The sequence below is a fragment of the Nocardia sp. NBC_01503 genome (genome assembly GCF_036327755.1).
GTDB lineage: Bacteria > Actinomycetota > Actinomycetes > Mycobacteriales > Mycobacteriaceae > Nocardia.
In genome coordinates, this window is record NZ_CP109596.1 from 5,605,810 (window position 1) to 5,623,043 (window position 17,234).

The window sequence follows — 17,234 nt, forward strand, 5'->3', positions numbered from 1 at the left end:
TCGAAGCCGTTCAAGCTTCACCCGATTCTTCAACGATAGCGTCCAAGGCAGTGACTTCTTGGAAGGGGTGTTTCATGTCCACTGCCACATCGGTGCGGGGAATCGGCCGCCAACTCGACAATCCGGCAGACCTGGGTGGGGCCGTCGATGAACTGCTCGCGGCGCGGTCCGAACCGCCGATCCTGCTGGGACTCGGCGAGCCGACCCATGGGATCGTGGCATTTCCGCTGCTGCGCAATGAATTACTGATCCAGCTCGTCGAGCGGGGATACCGGTCGATCGTGCTGGAGATCGACTTCTTCGCCGCCTCCGTGGTCGATGACTATGTGTGCGGGGCGACGGCGGAGATCGATGCGGTGCTGGCGACCGGATTCAGCCACGGGTTCGGTGCCGTACCGGGCAATCGTGAACTCGTGCAATGGCTTCGGGCGCACAATGCCGGGCGCGCGCCGGACGATAGGGTGCGCTGCTACGGCTTCGACGCGCCGACGGAGTACGCCGGTGCGCCGAGTCCGCGCCGCGCGCTGGGCGCGGTGATCGACTATCTGCCCGAGGCTCTCCGGCCCGCATCGGCGCGAGACCTCGATGCCCTGCTCGGCGACGAGTCCGAGTGGCTGAACCCGGCGGCCATGTACGACGCGGCCGCATCCATCGGCGACTCCGAACGTGTTCGCGCACTGCGGGTTATCGCCGATGATCTCGCCAGTGCACTGCACCGGGCGGCGCCTGGGCTGCATGCCGCCGACCCGACCGGATACTTCCTCGCCGCCGCGCACGCGCGAGCGGCATTGGGGTTGCTGCGCTATCACGTCGCCATGGCCGATCCCGCGGCCGAACGGATCGGGACGCTCGTCAGCGTGCGCGCCGAGATCATGGCTGACAATCTGCTCGCCATCGTCGCGCGAGAGCAGCCGCGCGGACCCGTCCTGGTGTTTGCACACAATGCGCATTTACAACGCGCGCAATCGCATTCGCCCGTGGTCGGCGCGGCGACCTGGGCGAATACAGGTGCGCTCATCGGTCTCGCGCTCGGTGAGCTGTATGCGTTTATTGCATCCGATGCCAATCCGAAGAGTGAATCCGGCACGCTCCAATATCAATTGGCCGCGGCGACCGATCGCCGGGCGCTGTTTCCCGCACCTGCCCTTCGCGCCGCGCTCGAGCCATCGACCCGCGCGGGCGAACCGATCGTGCCCGGCCATATCCCGCTCGCGCCATCGGATCTTGACGGCGCGGACGCGGTCGTCTTCATCGCCGATACCGACGGAGTCAGGGTCCAGTACTGGTGAAGAAGAGCGCGCCGAGATCGGCGAAGCGGATCAACAGCCCTGGACCCGGCCGGATATCAGGCCGAGGCGACCCGGCTCACCGGACAAGCGAAGGCCGATGCCGCTCAAAGTCGACCGCACTGCCGTGAACGGGGAGGTGCAGCCCGTCACCTGAGTCGGCAACAGGCAACTGATCGAGCCAGCACCCGGAACCGACGAGGCGTACGTCGTGCAGTCGACCGACCCGGAGAAGACCTCATGGAGGCGCGGCTCGGCGGAATTGTCTGTGCCCGCTGACAGACTCTCGGGTATGCGATGGGCGGTGGCGGAAACGGGGGCGAGCGGGGCTCTGTTGTGCCCGATCGATCAGGATGGGCGGGCCGCCGGGCCGGTGCTGCGGGAGTCGTCGCTCGCGGAGGCGGTGCGGTCGCGTCCGGAGGTGGAGCGATGGGTGTGGCGGTCGACCGGTGAGATCTATCGGCATCTGCTGGCGGCCGGGGTGCGTGTCGAGCGTTGCTATGACGTGGAGGCAGCGGAGGCGCTGCTGATCGGACATGAGCAGGGCCAATCCGGACAGCCTCGTTCACTCGCCGCGGCGTGGGCGCGACTGCACAGGTTGCCCGTCCCGCCGGACGCGCCCGCGCGAGTCGCCGAGACGCAGCCGTCGCTCTTCGAATCCGGTCCGGTGCCGCTGCCTGCGGGAACCGACGAATTCACCGCGCTGCTGGAGGTTTACGCCGGGCAGGTGGCCCGCACCGCGCGAACCGAATACCCGGAGCGGATGCGGTTGCTGCTCGCCGCCGAATCAGCGGGGATGCTGGTCGCCGCCGAGATGTCCCGGGCCGGGATTCCCTGGCGCGCCGATGTCCACCGGGAGCTGCTGGAAAGTCTACTGGGGGAACGTATTTCAGCTGACTCGGAGCCGCGTCGGATGGTGGAGCTCGCGGCGGAGGTATCCCGGGCATTCGGGGCGCGAGTCCGCCCCGACCTGCCGCAGGACATCATCCGAGCCTTCGGCCGCGCCGGAATCTCGTTGTCCTCCACCAGGAAATGGGAACTCCAAGAGGTCGACCACCCCGCCGTCGCGCCATTGCTGGCCTACAAATCCCTCTATCGCCTCTACACCGCCCACGGCTGGTCCTGGCTCGACCAGTGGGTCCGGGACGGCCGCTTCCGCCCCGAATACATTCCCGGCGGCACCGTCACCGGCCGCTGGACCACCAATGGCGGTGGCGCACTACAGATTCCGAAGGTGATCCGGCAAGCCATCCGCGCCGATCCGGGCTGGCGACTGGTGGTGGCCGACGCCGCGCAGATGGAGCCCCGCGTCCTGGCCGCCATCTCCCGCGATCCGGGCCTGATGGAGGTGGCCGGTCGCGAAGAAGACCTCTACGCCGATCTCGCGGCCCGAGCCTTCGGCGGCGACCGCGCCCAAGCCAAAATAGCCCTCCTGGGTGCCATCTACGGCCAGACCTCCGGCGACGCCCTCACCCATATGGCCGAACTCCGCCGCCGCTACCCCGCCGCCATCGCCTACGTGGACGAAGCCGCCACCGCGGGCGAACAAGGCCGCCTCGTCCGAACCTGGCTCGGCCGCACCAGTTCCCCCGCCGGCGCCGACACCCCCGACCAGGACCAAACCCTCCCACCCACCTTCGGCGCCACCCCCCGAGCCCGAGCCCGCGGCCGCTTCACCCGCAACTTCGTCGTCCAGGGCAGCGCCGCCGACTGGACCCTCCTGGTCCTCGCCGCCCTGCGCCGCGCTCTCGAACCCCTACGCGCCGAACTGGTCTTCTTCCAACACGACGAAGTAATAGTCCACTGCCCCACCGAAGAATCCGAAACCGTAGCCGCCGCCATCACCACCGCCGCTCAATCCGCGGCCCGAATAACCTTCGGCCCCACCCCCGTCCACTTCCCCTTCACCACCGCCATAGTCGAGTGCTACGCCGACGCCAAATAGCCGACCGGGCCGATGATCAAGATCCGTAGTCTGGACGGGGGTTGAGTGAGATCTGGATGAGGGGTGCGGATTGAACGACTACGGGAGCTTTGCCACACAGCCACTTCCCGTTGCACGGGTGTCGCGGGAGGTCGCCGACCCGATGCGGTGGAAAGGCGTTGGTGGGGAGGGGATCGCGCGGGCCGGTAGCCGGGTCGCGGTGGCGGGGATGGTCAGTCGGGTCAGCGGGTTCGCTCGGACGATCGTGGTGGCCGCGGTCCTGGGGACGGCGGCGGTGGGGGATGCGTACAACGGGGTCAACAATCTGCCGAACATGCTGTATGAGCTGTTGCTCGGGGGAGTGCTGGCGAGCGCTGTTATTCCGGTGTTGACGCGGGCTCGGCGGCAGGGGCGCAGGCGGTCCCGGGAGTTCACACAGCGGGTGCTGGTGGCCGCGGTGCTGGCGTTGGCGGTGGTCACGGTGGTGACCGTGGCCTGTGCGCCGCTGATTGTGCGGGTATTCGTGGGCGATTCGGGGCAGCGGCATCTTGCCACCTGGTTGGCGTATCTGCTGCTGCCGCAGATCTTCTTCTACGGGGTCGGTGTGGTGGTGAGCGCGGTGCTGAATGTGCGCGACAGCTTCGCCACGGCCGCATGGGCGCCGGTGGTCAACAATGTGATCGTCCTGGTGACCTGCGGGGTCTTCGTACTGCTGCCCGGACCGGTCACGCTCACACCGGAGTCCATGACCATCGCGCAGGTGCTCACCATCGGAATCGGCACCACCGCGGGCATCGTAGGACAGACCACATGGGTGGTTGCGGCGTTGCGGCACAACGGTTTCGCGTGGAGTTGGCGGGTGCGGCCGCTGCCGTACACCTGGCGTCCGGTCCGCTCCGGATTGCCGATGTTGGGCTGGCTGCTCGTCTACGCGGCGATCAGCCAGATCGGGGTCGCGATCACCATGCGCGTTGCCTTCGACCACGGTGGCGTATCCATCTACAGCTACGCCGAACTGCTGTTCCAGGTCCCCTACGGCATTCTCGCCGCCTCGGTGCTGACGGTGCTGATGCCCCGCATCTCCCGCGCGGCCGCCTTCGGCGATCATGCCGCGGTGATCGCCGACCTCGCCCGTGGCGCACGCTATCTCTCGGTGGCCCTGATTCCCATCACCATGGCAATGAGCCTGCTGGGCCCCGGCTTCGCCGCCCTGGTATTCACCGGTCGTGTCGACGCCGGCGCGGCCCATTTGATCGGCATGGCAGTAGCCTGCTCCGCCTTCGGCCTGGCTCCCTTCGCCCTCGTCATGCTGCAAATGCGAGTCTTCTACGCCTACAACGACACCCGCACACCCACGGTGATCAATATCGTCATGGTGGCGACAAAGGTGACCATTCTGACCCTCACCGCCACCTTCCTGAACAATCACACCATCATCGTGATGCTCAGCGTCGCAAGCTCACTCGCCTACGTGGCGGGCGCCCTCACCGGCCACCTCCTGCTCCGCAAGCGCTACGGCCTCCTCGGCTTCACCGCGGTCGCATCCACCGTCCACCGCGTCATGTGGGCCACGGCTCTGGCCGGAGCCGCCGGACTGGCCGCCATCGAACTGACCCGAACCCTGATCACCACCCCCACCCTCGAACACCTCACCACTCTGACCGCCGGCGCGGCCGTAGGCGCAGCAGTTTTCCTGCTCGCCGCGAAACTCCTCGACATCCCCGAAATCCGCTCCGCCCGAACACTATTGACCCGAGCCTGACGCTCGGAACTCCAATGCGGTCCGTCCATCGGCCACCTGGGTCGAGGTGTGCAGTGCGAGGCCGCTTGGGCCGCGAGTTCGCCGACGGTCGCTCCCGCGCTGCCCGCGTGTTCGACCAGGCCGAGGGTCGCGGCTACCCGGATGCTCATCGGTGTCGCCAGATCGGCCATGGCGAGAATCGAAGGGGCATTCCGCGCTGTGCTCACCGCGGGAGCCTATCGGCCGGAAACCGTGCGATCCCGGCTCGCCCACGCCGGCGGCCTCGTATTTGTAACGTGTGGCAGCAAGATCGGGGATACATCCCATGAAAGCAACGACCTGCAATGATCGGAGCTCTATATGCGAACCTCGATTCGAACTGTGGCACTGTGTCTGGCCACACCCGTCGCCGCGATCGCCATCGCCGGAGTAACCGCTGGTACAGCCTCCGCGGCCCCCACCTGCCAGGGTTCGATGAACTCCGGATTCGCCTTCAATGGCTTGTGCAAGGACGGTGGAGGCAGTTACCGCCTCGAAGTGGACTGCATCGGGTACAACACCAACCCGCTGGCCATTGGTCAGTACACCATTCGTCAGGACTTCCCGGTGGGCCAGGCGGGCACCGTGGCGTGTATCGGGCCCGGCTGGTCCAGTGCGGGCTGGGGTGTGAGCGGCCGGGTCTTCCCGCTCTGAGAAAGCCGCCGCCCCAACCCATTTCCGCGGATTCAGTGCGGTAGTTGGACCGAAGCCGGTTCGGCCGGATCGACGACAATGCGAATTGCCGTGATCCGGCCTTCGGCCACTTCGAAGGCGATCAGCAGGCCACATTCCGCAGGTGGGCGCGGGCGGTGGTGCGGGCGGCGGAGACCCCGGCGGAAAGGGCCACCAGCGGCGGAATCCAGCGAGCCTCGGTGGGTGCTATACCCCACCCGATCGATTGGCCGTGCGGCAGCGGGACGGTCGCGCCGTCCGCATACACCGTCACTCCGATACCGCGCAGCATCTCGATGGCGCGCACCGCCTTGGCCGCCCCGACGACGAGGTGGATCTCTCGACGGTTGTTATCGCGGATCTCGATGACCGGACCGGAGAGGTTGTTGGCGCGCAGGTAGCGGCGGACAGTGGCCGCGAGATGACCGGTGAGTTCGACGGCCGCGATCCGATCGTCGGTCACCAGCTGTGGGCCGGTGGATGTTTCGGTCACCGTCCAGCCGCGATCGCGGTAGTCGCGCAACTCCTGCGCGTCCGTCGCGGCGACGGTTGTCGGAAACATTGCGGGCACTGTGTTCTCCCATTCACCAGGTGGATCGAGTTCACGCGGCGACCTCCGCACCAACTACCCTCATGCCGGAAGCTGTGCGCCGGATCCGTTGCGGCTGTGAGGTTCCTGCGGGCCGCAACAGGAATTCTGCGCTCGAATCCGTTGCGGGGCATCGCCCCGAGGTCGTCCCCGATATCCACCTGTAGGCGGATATCGAGGGTGCCAAAGGGTGTATCGCCTCGGGGGAGACCCCTATTAACAACGGGGTGATCCGCGCGCCTGCGGGGGCGGCCGTAGAGTCCCGCCTAAGGTGAGGCGGTCCGCGAGCGGACACGATGGCCTCGCGGTGACATCCTGGTTATGAGCCCCCTGTGGTGGCGGCTGGATCGGAGTCCGATGGAAATGGTTGCGCAGCCCCCTGTTCGGATGAGTGTGGCGCCGGGTTCCCGGCTGCTCGACAAGCAGTGGCTTGCCGAGCGGATATCCGATATGGGCATCTCCTGGGGTACCGGGGACTCGCGGGTCTCCGGGACGCTGTGGTGGTGCATGGCCGCGTCATCGCTGGTGGATCCGATCGTCAACGCGCGGGCTGCGGGGCTGCCGACCATGGATCCCGCGCTGGAGAACATCGGGTTGGAGATCCGCCCGGACGGGGGAGTGGAGCGGGTGCTCGCCATGTGCGACCTCGGCACCGACGCGGCCGCTTTCGACGCGCAGTCGAATGAGCTCGGCGCGCACAACGGTGACCAGCCCGAACCCGTAGGCCATGCCCTGCGGCACACACTCTCGGCAGTCATTCCGGTAGTGGCCGAGGTCTCCGGCGCCGGAGTGGCCGCGCTGTGGGCGATCGTGGCCGACGCCATCGGCAACCGCGCCCTCGACGCGGGCGCGCAGGAGATCGGATCGCAGCTGGCCAGAGAGGTTTCCGGCCGCCTTCCGGTACCCCGATTCAGTGATATCGGCGGCCGCGCTTTTGTGCGTCGCATCTCCTGCTGCCTGGTCTTCGAGGTCCCCGGCTGCGATATGTGCACGAGCTGCCCGAAACGCCCTGCGGCTCAGCGCGAAGCACTGCTCGCGGAGCTGGCCGCGCGGTAATTCCGCGCCCGCCGTGCGGGGCTGACACCCCGGCGCCCGGTCCATCGGCGCGCGGTCATCGACGTGCCGATAGCATGGACCGGCCAGACATCGCGGAATTTCCCGCGCTACGACAATGCCAAGGAGTGCACAGCCGTGACCACCACTGCCCCGAAGAGCCCAGTCGCCCTCGTCCGGGTGTCGGCCGGGACTACGGCGGGTGCCGCGGTGCGCGAGGCCGACCTGCCGAGCAAGGGGCCGAACGCAGTCATCGTCGTCAAGGATGACGAGGGCAACCTCAAGGATCTGTCCTGGACCCCCGAGACCGATGTCGAGGTCGAGGCCGTCACCGCCGACTCCGAGGACGGCCGCAGCGTCATCCGGCACTCGGCCGCGCATGTGCTGGCCCAGGCCGTACAGCAGGAGTTCCCGGGCGCCAAGCTCGGTATCGGCCCGTTCATCAAGGACGGCTTCTACTACGACTTCCAGGTCGAGCGCCCCTTCACCCCGGAGGATCTGGCCAAGCTGGAATCCCGGATGAAGAAGATCATCAAAGGCGCGCAGCGCTTTTCGCGTCGCGTCACCGATGTCGAGGCCGCCCGCGTCGAGCTGGCGAACGAGCCGTTCAAGCTCGAACTCATCTCCGATAAATCGGGTATCGACGATCCGGAGGTCATGGAGGTCGGCGGCAGTGACCTTGAACTGAACGAGCTGACCATCTACGACAACCTGGACCCGCGCACCGGCGAGAAGATCTGGGCCGACCTCTGCCGCGGCCCGCACCTGCCGACCACCAAATACATTCCCGCGTTCAAGCTGACCCGCAGCTCCGCCGCCTACTGGCGCGGTGACCAGAGCCGTGAGGATCTGCAGCGCATCTACGGCACCGCCTGGGAATCCACCGAGGCCCAGGACGAGTACCTGCGCCTGCTCGAAGAGGCCGAGAAGCGCGATCACCGCAAGCTCGGCCTGGAGCTGGACCTGTTCTCCTTCCCCGATGAGCTGGGTTCGGGCCTGCCGGTGTTCCACCCCAAGGGCGGCATCATCCGCAAGGAGCTCGAGGACTACTCGCGCCGCCGCCACACCGCCGCGGGCTACGAGTTCGTCAACACCCCGCACATCACCAAGGGCCACCTCTTCGAGGTCTCCGGCCACCTGGACTGGTACCGCGAGGGCATGTTCCCGGCCATGCACCTGGACGCCGAACTGAACGAAGACGGCACCGTGCGCAAGCCCGGCCAGGACTACTACGTCAAGCCGATGAACTGCCCGATGCACAACCTGATCTTCCGTTCGCGCGGGCGGTCCTATCGTGAACTTCCGTTGCGGCTCTTCGAATTCGGCTCGGTCTACCGCTACGAGAAGTCCGGCGTCGTGCACGGCCTGACCCGCGTGCGCGGTATGACCCAGGACGACGCGCACATCTACTGCACCAAGGAGCAGATGCACGCGGAGCTGACCTCCACGCTGCAATTCGTGCTCTCACTGCTGCGCGACTACGGCCTCGACGACTTCTACCTCGAGCTCTCCACCAAGGATCCGAAGAAGTTCGTCGGCTCCGACGAGCTGTGGGAAGAGGCCACCGAAACCCTGCGCAAGGTGGCCACCGACTCCGGCCTGGACCTGGTGCCGGATCCGGGCGGCGCGGCCTTCTACGGCCCGAAGATCTCCGTACAGGCCAAGGACGCGCTCGGCCGTACCTGGCAGATGTCCACCATCCAGCTGGACTTCAACCTGCCCGAACGCTTCGAGCTGGAGTACACCGGCGCGGACGGTCAGAAGCATCGCCCGGTCATGATCCACCGCGCGCTCTTCGGCTCCATCGAACGCTTCTTCGGCGTGCTCACCGAGCATTACGCGGGCGCGTTCCCGGCCTGGCTCTCGCCCGTGCAGGTGGTCGGCATCCCGGTCGCCGACACCTTCGCCGAGCATCTGGACGGTGTCATCGAATCGCTGCGCGCCCAGGGCGTGCGCGCCGAGGTCGACCGCAGTGACGACCGCATGCAGAAGAAGATCTTCAACCACACCGCGCAGAAGGTGCCCTTCATGCTCCTGGCCGGTGCCAAGGATGTGGAGGCGGGCGCGGTCAGCTTCCGCTTCCGCGACGGCACCCAGGTGAACGGCGTTCCGGTCGCCGAGGCGGTCTCCACCATTATCGAATGGATCGCGCACCGCGAGAACGAGTCTCCGACCGCGAGCCGTATCGAGAAGACGAACGGGGCGGCGTGAGTGGTCAAGGCCCGGGGGCGCCGCTCCGCCTCCCCACGCTTGCTCGCGTAACCACGCAGGGCCTCCACTCGCGCCCAGAGGAGACAGTGTGAGCGAACGTACTGCGCCCGGCGGCCTCACCGAAGACGCTGCGGGGCTGGGGGATTCGGGTCCGCAGACGATCGTGGACCGCGGCCCGGGGGAACCGGACCGGTTGCAGCGGCTCTGGACGCCGTACCGGATGTCCTACATCACCGGCGCGGCGGCCGAACGCGAGGAGCGCGCGGCCGACGCACCCAAGAAGACCGGGCACCCCTTCACCGACATCCCCGAGATGGCGGATGAGGACGGCCTGGTCATCGCGCGCGGCGAATGGGTGTACGCGGTACTGAACCTGTACCCGTACAACCCCGGCCACATGATGGTCGTGCCCTACCGGCGCGTGGCGAACCTCGAGGACCTCACCCTGGAGGAGAGCGCCGAGCTGATGGCCTTCACCCAGCAGGCGATTCGCGTCATGAAGCGCGTCTCGCGGCCCGAAGGCTTCAATGTCGGATTGAACCTCGGTGGCGTTGCCGGGGGTTCACTCGCCGATCACCTGCACCAACATATCGTGCCCCGCTGGAGTGGCGACGCGAACTTCATTACCGTCGTCGGCGGAGTGAAGGTAATGCCGCAGCTGCTCCGGGAGACCCGGGCGCTACTGGCGCAGGCCTGGAAGGAGGCATAGATGAGCGACAATCGCGGAGTGGCTCATCGGAGCCGACCGGGTGCGGGTGTCCCGCAGGGTACGGAAGGAATCCGAATAGCGTGCTGAGCTTCTTCGGTCGCGAGACGTTCGCCAAAGCGACTGCGCCCCTGGGCAAAGCACTGGTGAGCACCGGACTCACACCGGACGCGATGACGCTCATCGGCACCACCGCCTCGATCGCGGCCGCGGTGACGCTGTTCCCCTCGGGTCACCTGTTCTGGGGAACCATGGTGATCTGGCTGTTCGTCATGTTCGACATGCTGGACGGGGCGATGGCGCGCGCCCGCGGTGGCGGCACCAAATACGGCGCCGTGCTCGATGCCACCTGTGATCGGGTGGCCGACGGCGCGATCTTCGGCGGTCTGGCGTGGTGGGCGGTCTACCACGAGCACTCCAAGATCCTGTTCGCCGCGACCCTGGTGGTGCTGGTGACCTCGCAGGTCATCTCCTATGCCAAGGCGCGCGCGGAGGCCAGCGGACTCTCGGCCGACGGCGGCATCATCGAACGCCCGGATCGGCTGGTCATCGGCCTGGTCGGCGCCGGATTCACCGGTATCGGTGGATATTTCGAGATCGAGTGGCTCAGCTACGCGGTCTATGTGGCCATCTACATTCTCGCGGTGCTGAGCATTGTCACGGTCTTCCAGCGGGTGCTGGCCGTGCGCAATTCGCCCGGCGCCCGCGACATCATCGCCCCGGTGGCGAAGCCGGAGGAACCCCAGCGGTGAGCACCTCTTTCACGTCCGCGATGACCGATAAGGCGTACGCGGCCGGTTGGGCGCTGGTGCGCGGACTCCCCGAGGGTATGGCGCGCAAGGGTTTCGACGCCGGAGCCGATGCCGCGGCCCGCAAGATGAATCGCAAGGCGCGGGCCGGTGAGCCGAATCAATTGCGGCGCAACCTCGCCCGGGTGATCGGCACGACGCCCGAGCAGGTGCCCGACGATCTGGTCCGCGCGAGTATGCGGTCCTACGCCCGCTATTGGCGCGAGGCGTTCCGGCTGCCCGGTATGGATCACGCGGAGATGGTGCGCTCGGGTCGGCTCTTCGTCAATGAGGTCGAGCATCTCGAGGCCGCGCTGGCCGCCGGTCGCGGTGCCGTGGCGGTGCTGCCGCACTCGGGAAACTGGGATATGGCCGGGGTGTGGTTGGTGCAGAACCACGGCACCTTCGCCACCGTCGCCGAACGGCTGCAACCGGAGTCGCTGTTCGAGCGCTTCATGGCGTATCGCCAGAGTCTGGGCTTCGAGGTCTTCCCGCTCACCGGCGGTGAACAGCCGCCGTTCCCGCAGCTCGCCGAGCGACTGCGGCAGAACCGCGTGGTCTGCCTGATGGGCGAGCGCGATCTCACCGGCAAGGGCGTCCCCGTCGACTTCTTCGGCGAGCGCACCTGGATGCCCGCCGGTGCCGCCAAACTGGCCATCGAAACCGGTGCGGCGCTCATCCCGGTGCACTGCTGGAACACCGTCGACGCGCAGGGCCGCGAAGGCTGGGGCTTCGAGACCGAAGCGCCCCTCGATGTTTCGGGCGGCGCGGCCGCGGCAACCCAATTGCTGGCGGACCGATTCGCGGCCAATATCGCCGAACATCCGGCCGACTGGCACATGTTGCAGCCGCTGTGGGAGAGTGATTTGTCGCAGTCGCGACTCGATCGCATCGCCGCGGTACAGCACAGCATGGGGAATCAGCAGCAGCCCGGCGCGCAGACCAGCGCCAACGGGCACAGGGGAGACGGCGCGCTATGAGAATCGGCATGGTCTGCCCGTATTCGTTCGACGTTCCGGGCGGGGTGCAGGCGCATGTCGTCGAACTCGCACAGGTGCTCATCGAGCGCGGACACAAGGTGAGCGTGCTCGCACCCGCCGCCGATGACACCCCGCTGCCCGACTATGTGGTCTCGGCCGGTCGTGCGGTCGCGATTCCGTACAACGGTTCGGTGGCGCGACTGTCCTTCGGCCCCACCGCGTATACGCGGATTCGCCGCTGGATCGCCGAGAACGACTTCGATGTGCTGCATATTCACGAACCGAACGCGCCCAGCCTGTCCATGCTGGCGCTGAAGATCGCCGAGGGCCCGATCGTGGCGACCTTCCACACCTCGACTACGAAATCGTTGGTGCTCAGCACTTTTCAGGGCGTGCTGCGGCCGTACCACGAGAAGATCAGCGGCCGGATCGCGGTCTCGGAACTGGCGCGCCGCTGGCAGGTGGAGGCGCTCGGCGGGGATGCGGTCGAAATCCCCAACGGCGTCGATGTTCCCGCCTTCGCGCACGCCCCGCTGCTGGCGGGCTATCCCCGCGCGGGCGGCACCGTGCTGTTCCTGGGCCGCTATGACGAACCACGCAAGGGGATGGACGTCCTGCTCGGCGCGCTGCCCGAACTGGTGCGCCGCCATCCGGATATCCAGGTGCTGATCGTCGGACGCGGCGATGAGGAGCGGCTGCGCCGCGAAGCCGGTGAAAACGCCTCGCACCTGCGCTTTCTCGGGCAGGTGTCGGATCAGGAGAAGGCATCGGCCATGCGCAGCGCCGATGTCTACTGCGCACCCAACCTCGGCGGCGAGAGCTTCGGCATCGTGCTGGTCGAGGCGATGGCCGCCGGAACCGCCGTGGTCGCCAGCGATCTCGACGCCTTCCGCCGCGTGCTGCGTGACGGCACCGCGGGCATGCTGGTGCCGGTCGGGGATTCGGCGCTGCTGGCGCAGGCGCTCGATACCGTGCTGACCGACGCCGGTCGCCGCGACGAGCTCATCCGCACCGCGAATCAGGTTGTCGGCGAATATGATTGGCCGGTCGTGGCGGAGCAGATCCTGCGCGTCTACGAAACCGTCACCGTCGGCGATATGCGTGTGCGGACCGCCGGATGATCACTTTCTCCGCCACCACGATTCTGGTTCTCGCCCTAATCGCGGCCGTTGTCATCACCATCGGTGTCTGGGCGTACACCACCGCCAATCGCCTGGACCGCCTGCACGTACGCACCGATCAGGCCCGGCACGCCCTCGACGCCGCGCTGGCCCGGCGCTCGGTGGTGGCGCGTTCGGTCGCCGCCATGCTCGGCGTGGATGCCGAACCCGAACATATCGAACAGGCCCGGCGCTTGGCGCTCTTCGCCGACCGGGCCGAGCGGGCCGAATGGCAGGACCGCGAAACCGTGGAAAACCAGCTGGCCGCGGTGCTTTCCGCGGTCGATATCGATGAGCTGCCACCGCAATTGGTGGCCGAACTCGCGGATGCCGAGGCCCGCGTGCTGATCGCCCGCCGCTTCCACAATGACGCGGTCCGCGACACCCTCGCGCTGCGCACCCGCCGCCTGGTGCGCATCCTGCACCTGGGCGGTACCGCACCGCTGCCGACCTATTTCGAGATCGCCGAACGGGTAACGGCCGCGGCCTCTACCGGGCTCGAGGTCGATACGGTGCGCACCTCGGCGCGAATTGTGTTGCTCGATGAGGAGAATCGCGTACTGCTGCTGCGCGGTCGTGATCCGAAAGTCCCGGACATCGAATTCTGGTTCACCATCGGCGGCGGCGTCGATCCCGGGGAATCATTGCGCGAAGCCGCGATCCGCGAACTCTATGAAGAAACCGGCTATCCCGCAGACTCTTCCGCACTGCGCGGTCCACTGTGGCGGCGCGTCGCGGTGTTTCCATTCAATGGCGAGCTGATTCGCTCGGAAGAACTGTTCTTCGCGCTGCGGGCAAAGAACTTCGAACCCAATCCGGCCAAACTCGATTTCATCGAGCGGCGCTCCATCACCGGTAATAAGTGGTGTACCCCGGCCGATATCGCGGCCCTGGACCATGCGGGGGAGACGGTGTACCCCTACCACCTGGATCAGCTGCTCAGCGAGGCGATTACCGCCGCGGACGGTGAGACCGATCCGGAAGTGCGTTCCATCCGCTGACAATTCGCACACACGCCGAACGCCACCTCTGGTAACTGTTGTTACCGCGGGTGGCGTTCGAGCTCTGTGGGGTCGGAGAGAATGTTTCTCCGCACCCGGTGCGCGTGCTGGCTCAGATGATTACGCCCAGTCCAGCGAGGAAGCCGGCTACTGCAAGGGCGGCGCCGACGCCGAATGCGCCGATGAGTGCGAGCAACATGATTTCTTTCCTTTCGATCTTTCCGCGGGGCGCGGATACTCGGTTAATCAGTCGCAAACCCGGATGTGTTTCACGAATTTCGCCGAAAAATAAAAATAGGTGTTTGACCGGCCGGATGTGAACGGCATCACATCCCGAAATCCGTCCCGAACCCGCGCCGGTCCGCTGGATGGGACGGGTGTGCCGAAACGCCCGGCCGTTACGGCGTCCTTTGGCTACGGTGAGCCGGTCAACGGAGATAGGTGAAGGACGCGCGATGAAGCTGATGTACGCCCTGTGGGGAGCGGATCTGGATGAGCGGCTGCACGCCGCCGAACTGCGGCACCGGCTGACCGATATCGGGGCGGCCGAGTTCCAGGTGAACGTCCGCGATTCCGATGTCGCGCCCGCACAGGTCCGGCACACCACCTACGAACAGCCCATCGACGCGATCGTCAGCGTGCGCACCCGTGGCGGGCATGAAGCGGTCACCGCGGCCCTGGGCTCGGTGGCCGATGAGGTGAACGGCTGGATCGTCGACGAACGCACCCCGATCGTCCCGCCCAAGGTGGCGAACGGTGTCCGCGCCGATGCGCTGGCGAACTTCGCGCTACTGCGTATCCCGGCCGATCTGACCCGCGAGGAGTGGCTGCACCGCTGGCACGATCTGCACACCCCGGTCGCCATCGACACCCAGGACACCTTCGGTTATGTGCAGAACACCGTGCTGGAGGCGATCACCGACGGTCGGCGCGTCGACGCCCTCGTCGAGGAGTTGTTCCCCATGGCGGCCATGACCAGCGCACACGCCTTCTACGGTGCGGGCGATGACGATGCCGAACTACAGCGCCGGGTCACCCTCATGATGGAGAGCGTCGTCCGCTTCGGCGCGCATCTGGATCTCGATCTGGTACCGACCAGTCGATACGTGTACTCGCTCGGCTGATCACCGGGCACACCTCACGCATACGAGAAGGACACTCCGGCTCGGCGATTCGTCACGCGGCAACCTTTGAGACAACCATCACTCATACTGCTTCGTGAGGATCTCCGACCGCCGGTGTCTATCTCTTCGAAGCGATGAGGAGGTGCTGTGCCCATGCCCGAGGCGGCACTCACGATCACGCCCGACGATGCCACCCTGGCCGCCCGTGTGCGTGACGGCGATATTCGCGCCTTCGAACAGCTGGTGCTGCGCTACGAGGGGCAGATGTTCCGGCTGGCCTCGCGCATGCTGGACGATCGGGCCGAGGCGCAGGACATCGTGCAGGAGGTGTTCCTGACCGCCTGGCGTCGCATCGGCCAATTGCAGGATGACGCCGCCTTCGCGGGCTGGCTCTACCGCATGACCACCAATCGCTGCCTGAATCTGCTGCGTTCGCGGCAACGCCCGGCCGATATCGATCCCGATGCCACCGAATCACCGCGCACCGAGACCCGGCCCGAGCACGCGGTACAGGTCAACAGCCAACTGGAGGCGTTGACCGTGGCGCTGCGCGAACTCACCCCCGAACAGCGGGCCTGCTGGCTGCTGCGCGAGGTGCACGGGCGCGGTTATGAGGAGATCGGCGAGATCGTCGGCGCGAACGCCACCGCGGTACGCGGTCGGATCGCGCGGGCCCGCGCCCAATTGGCGGAGGTGATGAAGCCATGGCGGTGATCGATACCAACACCGAGCAGGAGTACCTGCTGCCCTGCGGTCGTGGTCTGGACAGCGTGTGGGATCGCCTGGACACTGTGCAGAACGGTGGCGGCGATGCGCACGAGGCGAGCTGTATCCACTGCCGGACCGCACGCGACAGCCTGCTGGGGCTGCGCACCGCGACCCAGGAGTTGATCGACGAACCCGATCCACCGCCCTCGGATCTGGTCGAGCGCATCATGTCCGCGGTCCGCTCGGAGCTGCGGCGTGGTCAAGCGCTGGGGTTGCCGACCCCGCACGCGGGCTCGGTCGCGGTGAGCGAGCAGGCCGTGGCGGTGGTGCTGCGCTACGCGGCGGACAGTGTGCCCGGGGTACGGGCGCGGCGCTGCCGGATGCGGTCGGTCGGGGTCGGGCCCGACGGTGAGACCGTCGTGCACATCTCGATGACCATTGCTGTCGAGGTCAATGGCGATGGCGTGCAAGGGCTGGTGCCCAAGGTCCGCGAGGCCGTCACCGCCGCCGCCTCCGCGCGGACGGGACTGCTGGTCGGGCGGCTCGACATCGCGATCGTGGACGTCTACCAGGAGGGCGGTCGATGAGCGCCCGCACCGAGTTGATCGTCGCGGATCAGGTGGTCGCCAGCGTCGCCGCCCATGCCGCCGCGGCGGTACCCGGGGTGGTGCGGGTGGAACACGGACTGCGCGGACTGGTCACCGCGCTCACCCGCGCGGGCAGACAATTGTGGACCGGCTACGAGATCGCCTCCACCAAAGGCGTGCGCATGCAACGCGACAGTGGCTCCCTCGCGGTCGAATTGGAGATCGCGATCGCCGCCGAACGCCATGCCGGGACGATCGGGACCGCGGTGCAGCACGCCGTGGTGCGCACGGTGCGCGAACAGACCGGCGTCCGCGTCGACGAAGTCTCGGTGACCATCGTCGATATCGAACCGGAGGCGCGGTGAAAGCGTCGGGCGAGCTGATCGACAAGATCGCCGGAGCGGTCTCGGCCCTGGAGGGGCTGGGGCTGGAGTCCTCGGTCGCCGACGGCGTGCGCTGGCCCGGCCGCTCCACCGCCATCGAACTCGGCACCGGGATTGTCGAAATCCGGGTTGTCGCAACGGCTTTACCACTCAAGACGCTCCTCGGGCGGCTCGCCGAAGCCGTCGAACCACTGCTGGCGGATACCCCGTGGGCCGGTGCGACCATCCGCATGGTGGTCACCCGGCTCGCCGCGTCCGCTTTCGAAACCGATTGAGTATCAG

Annotated in this window: 17 protein-coding genes; 16 read left to right on the forward strand and 1 reads right to left on the reverse strand. The window is 67.0% G+C overall.

Annotated elements, in window-relative coordinates:
- The first annotated feature begins 74 nt into the window (after positions 1-74).
- The 4 genes from OHB26_RS25315 to OHB26_RS25330 all read left to right on the forward strand — a co-directional run bounded on the left by OHB26_RS25315 (position 75) and on the right by OHB26_RS25330 (position 5,644).
- Positions 75-1,289 (forward strand): erythromycin esterase family protein, encoded by a 1,215-nt coding sequence (locus OHB26_RS25315; protein ID WP_330179746.1) that lies wholly within the window; start codon positions 75-77, stop codon positions 1,287-1,289.
- A 289-nt stretch (positions 1,290-1,578) separates the two neighbouring features.
- Entirely contained in the window at positions 1,579-3,231 is a 1,653-nt protein-coding gene (locus tag OHB26_RS25320; protein ID WP_442943040.1) for a bifunctional 3'-5' exonuclease/DNA polymerase, read from the forward strand.
- Between the two features lie 142 nt (positions 3,232-3,373).
- Positions 3,374-4,972 (forward strand): murein biosynthesis integral membrane protein MurJ, encoded by a 1,599-nt coding sequence (murJ, locus tag OHB26_RS25325; protein WP_330185779.1) that lies wholly within the window; start codon positions 3,374-3,376, stop codon positions 4,970-4,972.
- Between the two features lie 339 nt (positions 4,973-5,311).
- Positions 5,312-5,644, forward strand: a complete 333-nt coding sequence (locus tag OHB26_RS25330; protein ID WP_330179748.1) for a hypothetical protein — start codon at positions 5,312-5,314, stop codon at positions 5,642-5,644.
- 121 nt (positions 5,645-5,765) lie between these two features.
- Here OHB26_RS25330 and OHB26_RS25335 read toward each other — a convergent pair whose 3' ends face one another.
- Positions 5,766-6,224 carry a hypothetical protein gene (locus OHB26_RS25335; RefSeq protein WP_330179749.1) on the reverse strand — a complete coding sequence of 153 codons (459 nt, stop codon included), beginning with the start codon at positions 6,222-6,224 and terminating at the stop codon, positions 5,766-5,768.
- A gap of 414 nt (positions 6,225-6,638) precedes the next feature.
- Here OHB26_RS25335 and OHB26_RS25340 point away from each other — a divergent pair, with 414 nt between their 5' ends.
- The 12 genes from OHB26_RS25340 (at position 6,639) to OHB26_RS25395 (ending at position 17,227) form a co-directional block, all read left to right on the forward strand.
- On the forward strand, positions 6,639-7,307 hold the full coding sequence (locus tag OHB26_RS25340) for a (2Fe-2S)-binding protein (protein WP_330179750.1): 669 nt from the start codon (positions 6,639-6,641) through the stop codon (positions 7,305-7,307).
- Between the two features lie 135 nt (positions 7,308-7,442).
- Complete coding sequence (gene thrS, locus OHB26_RS25345) at positions 7,443-9,515, forward strand: threonine--tRNA ligase (RefSeq protein ID WP_330179751.1); 2,073 nt, start codon at positions 7,443-7,445, stop codon at positions 9,513-9,515.
- A gap of 136 nt (positions 9,516-9,651) precedes the next feature.
- Positions 9,652-10,224 carry an HIT family protein gene (locus OHB26_RS25350; protein ID WP_330185780.1) on the forward strand — a complete coding sequence of 191 codons (573 nt, stop codon included), beginning with the start codon at positions 9,652-9,654 and terminating at the stop codon, positions 10,222-10,224.
- 80 nt (positions 10,225-10,304) lie between these two features.
- On the forward strand, positions 10,305-10,973 hold the full coding sequence (gene pgsA / locus OHB26_RS25355) for a phosphatidylinositol phosphate synthase (protein ID WP_330179752.1): 669 nt from the start codon (positions 10,305-10,307) through the stop codon (positions 10,971-10,973).
- Positions 10,970-11,989, forward strand: a complete 1,020-nt coding sequence (locus OHB26_RS25360; RefSeq protein ID WP_330179753.1) for a phosphatidylinositol mannoside acyltransferase — start codon at positions 10,970-10,972, stop codon at positions 11,987-11,989. The genes pgsA and OHB26_RS25360 overlap by 4 nt, the downstream gene beginning before the upstream one ends.
- Positions 11,986-13,110, forward strand: a complete 1,125-nt coding sequence (locus tag OHB26_RS25365; protein WP_330179754.1) for a glycosyltransferase family 4 protein — start codon at positions 11,986-11,988, stop codon at positions 13,108-13,110. Before OHB26_RS25360 ends, OHB26_RS25365 begins: the two co-directional genes overlap by 4 nt.
- Entirely contained in the window at positions 13,110-14,150 is a 1,041-nt protein-coding gene (locus OHB26_RS25370; RefSeq protein WP_330185781.1) for an NUDIX hydrolase, read from the forward strand. Before OHB26_RS25365 ends, OHB26_RS25370 begins: the two co-directional genes overlap by 1 nt.
- A 455-nt stretch (positions 14,151-14,605) precedes the next feature.
- Positions 14,606-15,274, forward strand: coding sequence for a hypothetical protein (locus OHB26_RS25375; protein WP_330179755.1), 669 nt, complete (start codon positions 14,606-14,608; stop codon positions 15,272-15,274).
- 153 nt (positions 15,275-15,427) lie between these two features.
- Positions 15,428-15,988, forward strand: a complete 561-nt coding sequence (locus OHB26_RS25380; protein ID WP_330185782.1) for an RNA polymerase sigma factor — start codon at positions 15,428-15,430, stop codon at positions 15,986-15,988.
- The gene (locus tag OHB26_RS25385) at positions 15,979-16,569 is read left to right on the forward strand and encodes an Asp23/Gls24 family envelope stress response protein (protein WP_330179756.1); all 591 of its coding nucleotides are present in this window, start codon (positions 15,979-15,981) and stop codon (positions 16,567-16,569) included. The genes OHB26_RS25380 and OHB26_RS25385 overlap by 10 nt, the downstream gene beginning before the upstream one ends.
- Positions 16,566-16,934 (forward strand): Asp23/Gls24 family envelope stress response protein, encoded by a 369-nt coding sequence (locus OHB26_RS25390; protein ID WP_330179757.1) that lies wholly within the window; start codon positions 16,566-16,568, stop codon positions 16,932-16,934. Before OHB26_RS25385 ends, OHB26_RS25390 begins: the two co-directional genes overlap by 4 nt.
- Entirely contained in the window at positions 16,931-17,227 is a 297-nt protein-coding gene (locus OHB26_RS25395) for a hypothetical protein (protein ID WP_330179758.1), read from the forward strand. The genes OHB26_RS25390 and OHB26_RS25395 overlap by 4 nt, the downstream gene beginning before the upstream one ends.
- Positions 17,228-17,234: the final 7 nt, after the last annotated feature.

Excerpts from the sequence above, each read along its gene's own strand:
- OHB26_RS25385 (WP_330179756.1), top strand. The coding sequence starts at position 15,979 with ATGGCGGTGATCGATACCAACACCGAGCAGGAGTACCTGCTGCCCTGC.
- OHB26_RS25390 (WP_330179757.1), top strand. The coding sequence starts at position 16,566 with ATGAGCGCCCGCACCGAGTTGATCGTCGCGGATCAGGTGGTCGCCAGC.
- OHB26_RS25335 (WP_330179749.1), bottom strand. The coding sequence starts at position 6,224 with ATGTTTCCGACAACCGTCGCCGCGACGGACGCGCAGGAGTTGCGCGAC.
- OHB26_RS25380 (WP_330185782.1), top strand. The coding sequence starts at position 15,428 with ATGCCCGAGGCGGCACTCACGATCACGCCCGACGATGCCACCCTGGCC.
- murJ (WP_330185779.1), top strand. The coding sequence starts at position 3,374 with ATGCGGTGGAAAGGCGTTGGTGGGGAGGGGATCGCGCGGGCCGGTAGC.
- OHB26_RS25330 (WP_330179748.1), top strand. The coding sequence starts at position 5,312 with ATGCGAACCTCGATTCGAACTGTGGCACTGTGTCTGGCCACACCCGTC.
- OHB26_RS25320 (WP_442943040.1), top strand. The coding sequence starts at position 1,579 with ATGCGATGGGCGGTGGCGGAAACGGGGGCGAGCGGGGCTCTGTTGTGC.
- OHB26_RS25315 (WP_330179746.1), top strand. The coding sequence starts at position 75 with ATGTCCACTGCCACATCGGTGCGGGGAATCGGCCGCCAACTCGACAAT.
- OHB26_RS25365 (WP_330179754.1), top strand. The coding sequence starts at position 11,986 with ATGAGAATCGGCATGGTCTGCCCGTATTCGTTCGACGTTCCGGGCGGG.
- OHB26_RS25340 (WP_330179750.1), top strand. The coding sequence starts at position 6,639 with ATGAGTGTGGCGCCGGGTTCCCGGCTGCTCGACAAGCAGTGGCTTGCC.
- OHB26_RS25375 (WP_330179755.1), top strand. The coding sequence starts at position 14,606 with ATGAAGCTGATGTACGCCCTGTGGGGAGCGGATCTGGATGAGCGGCTG.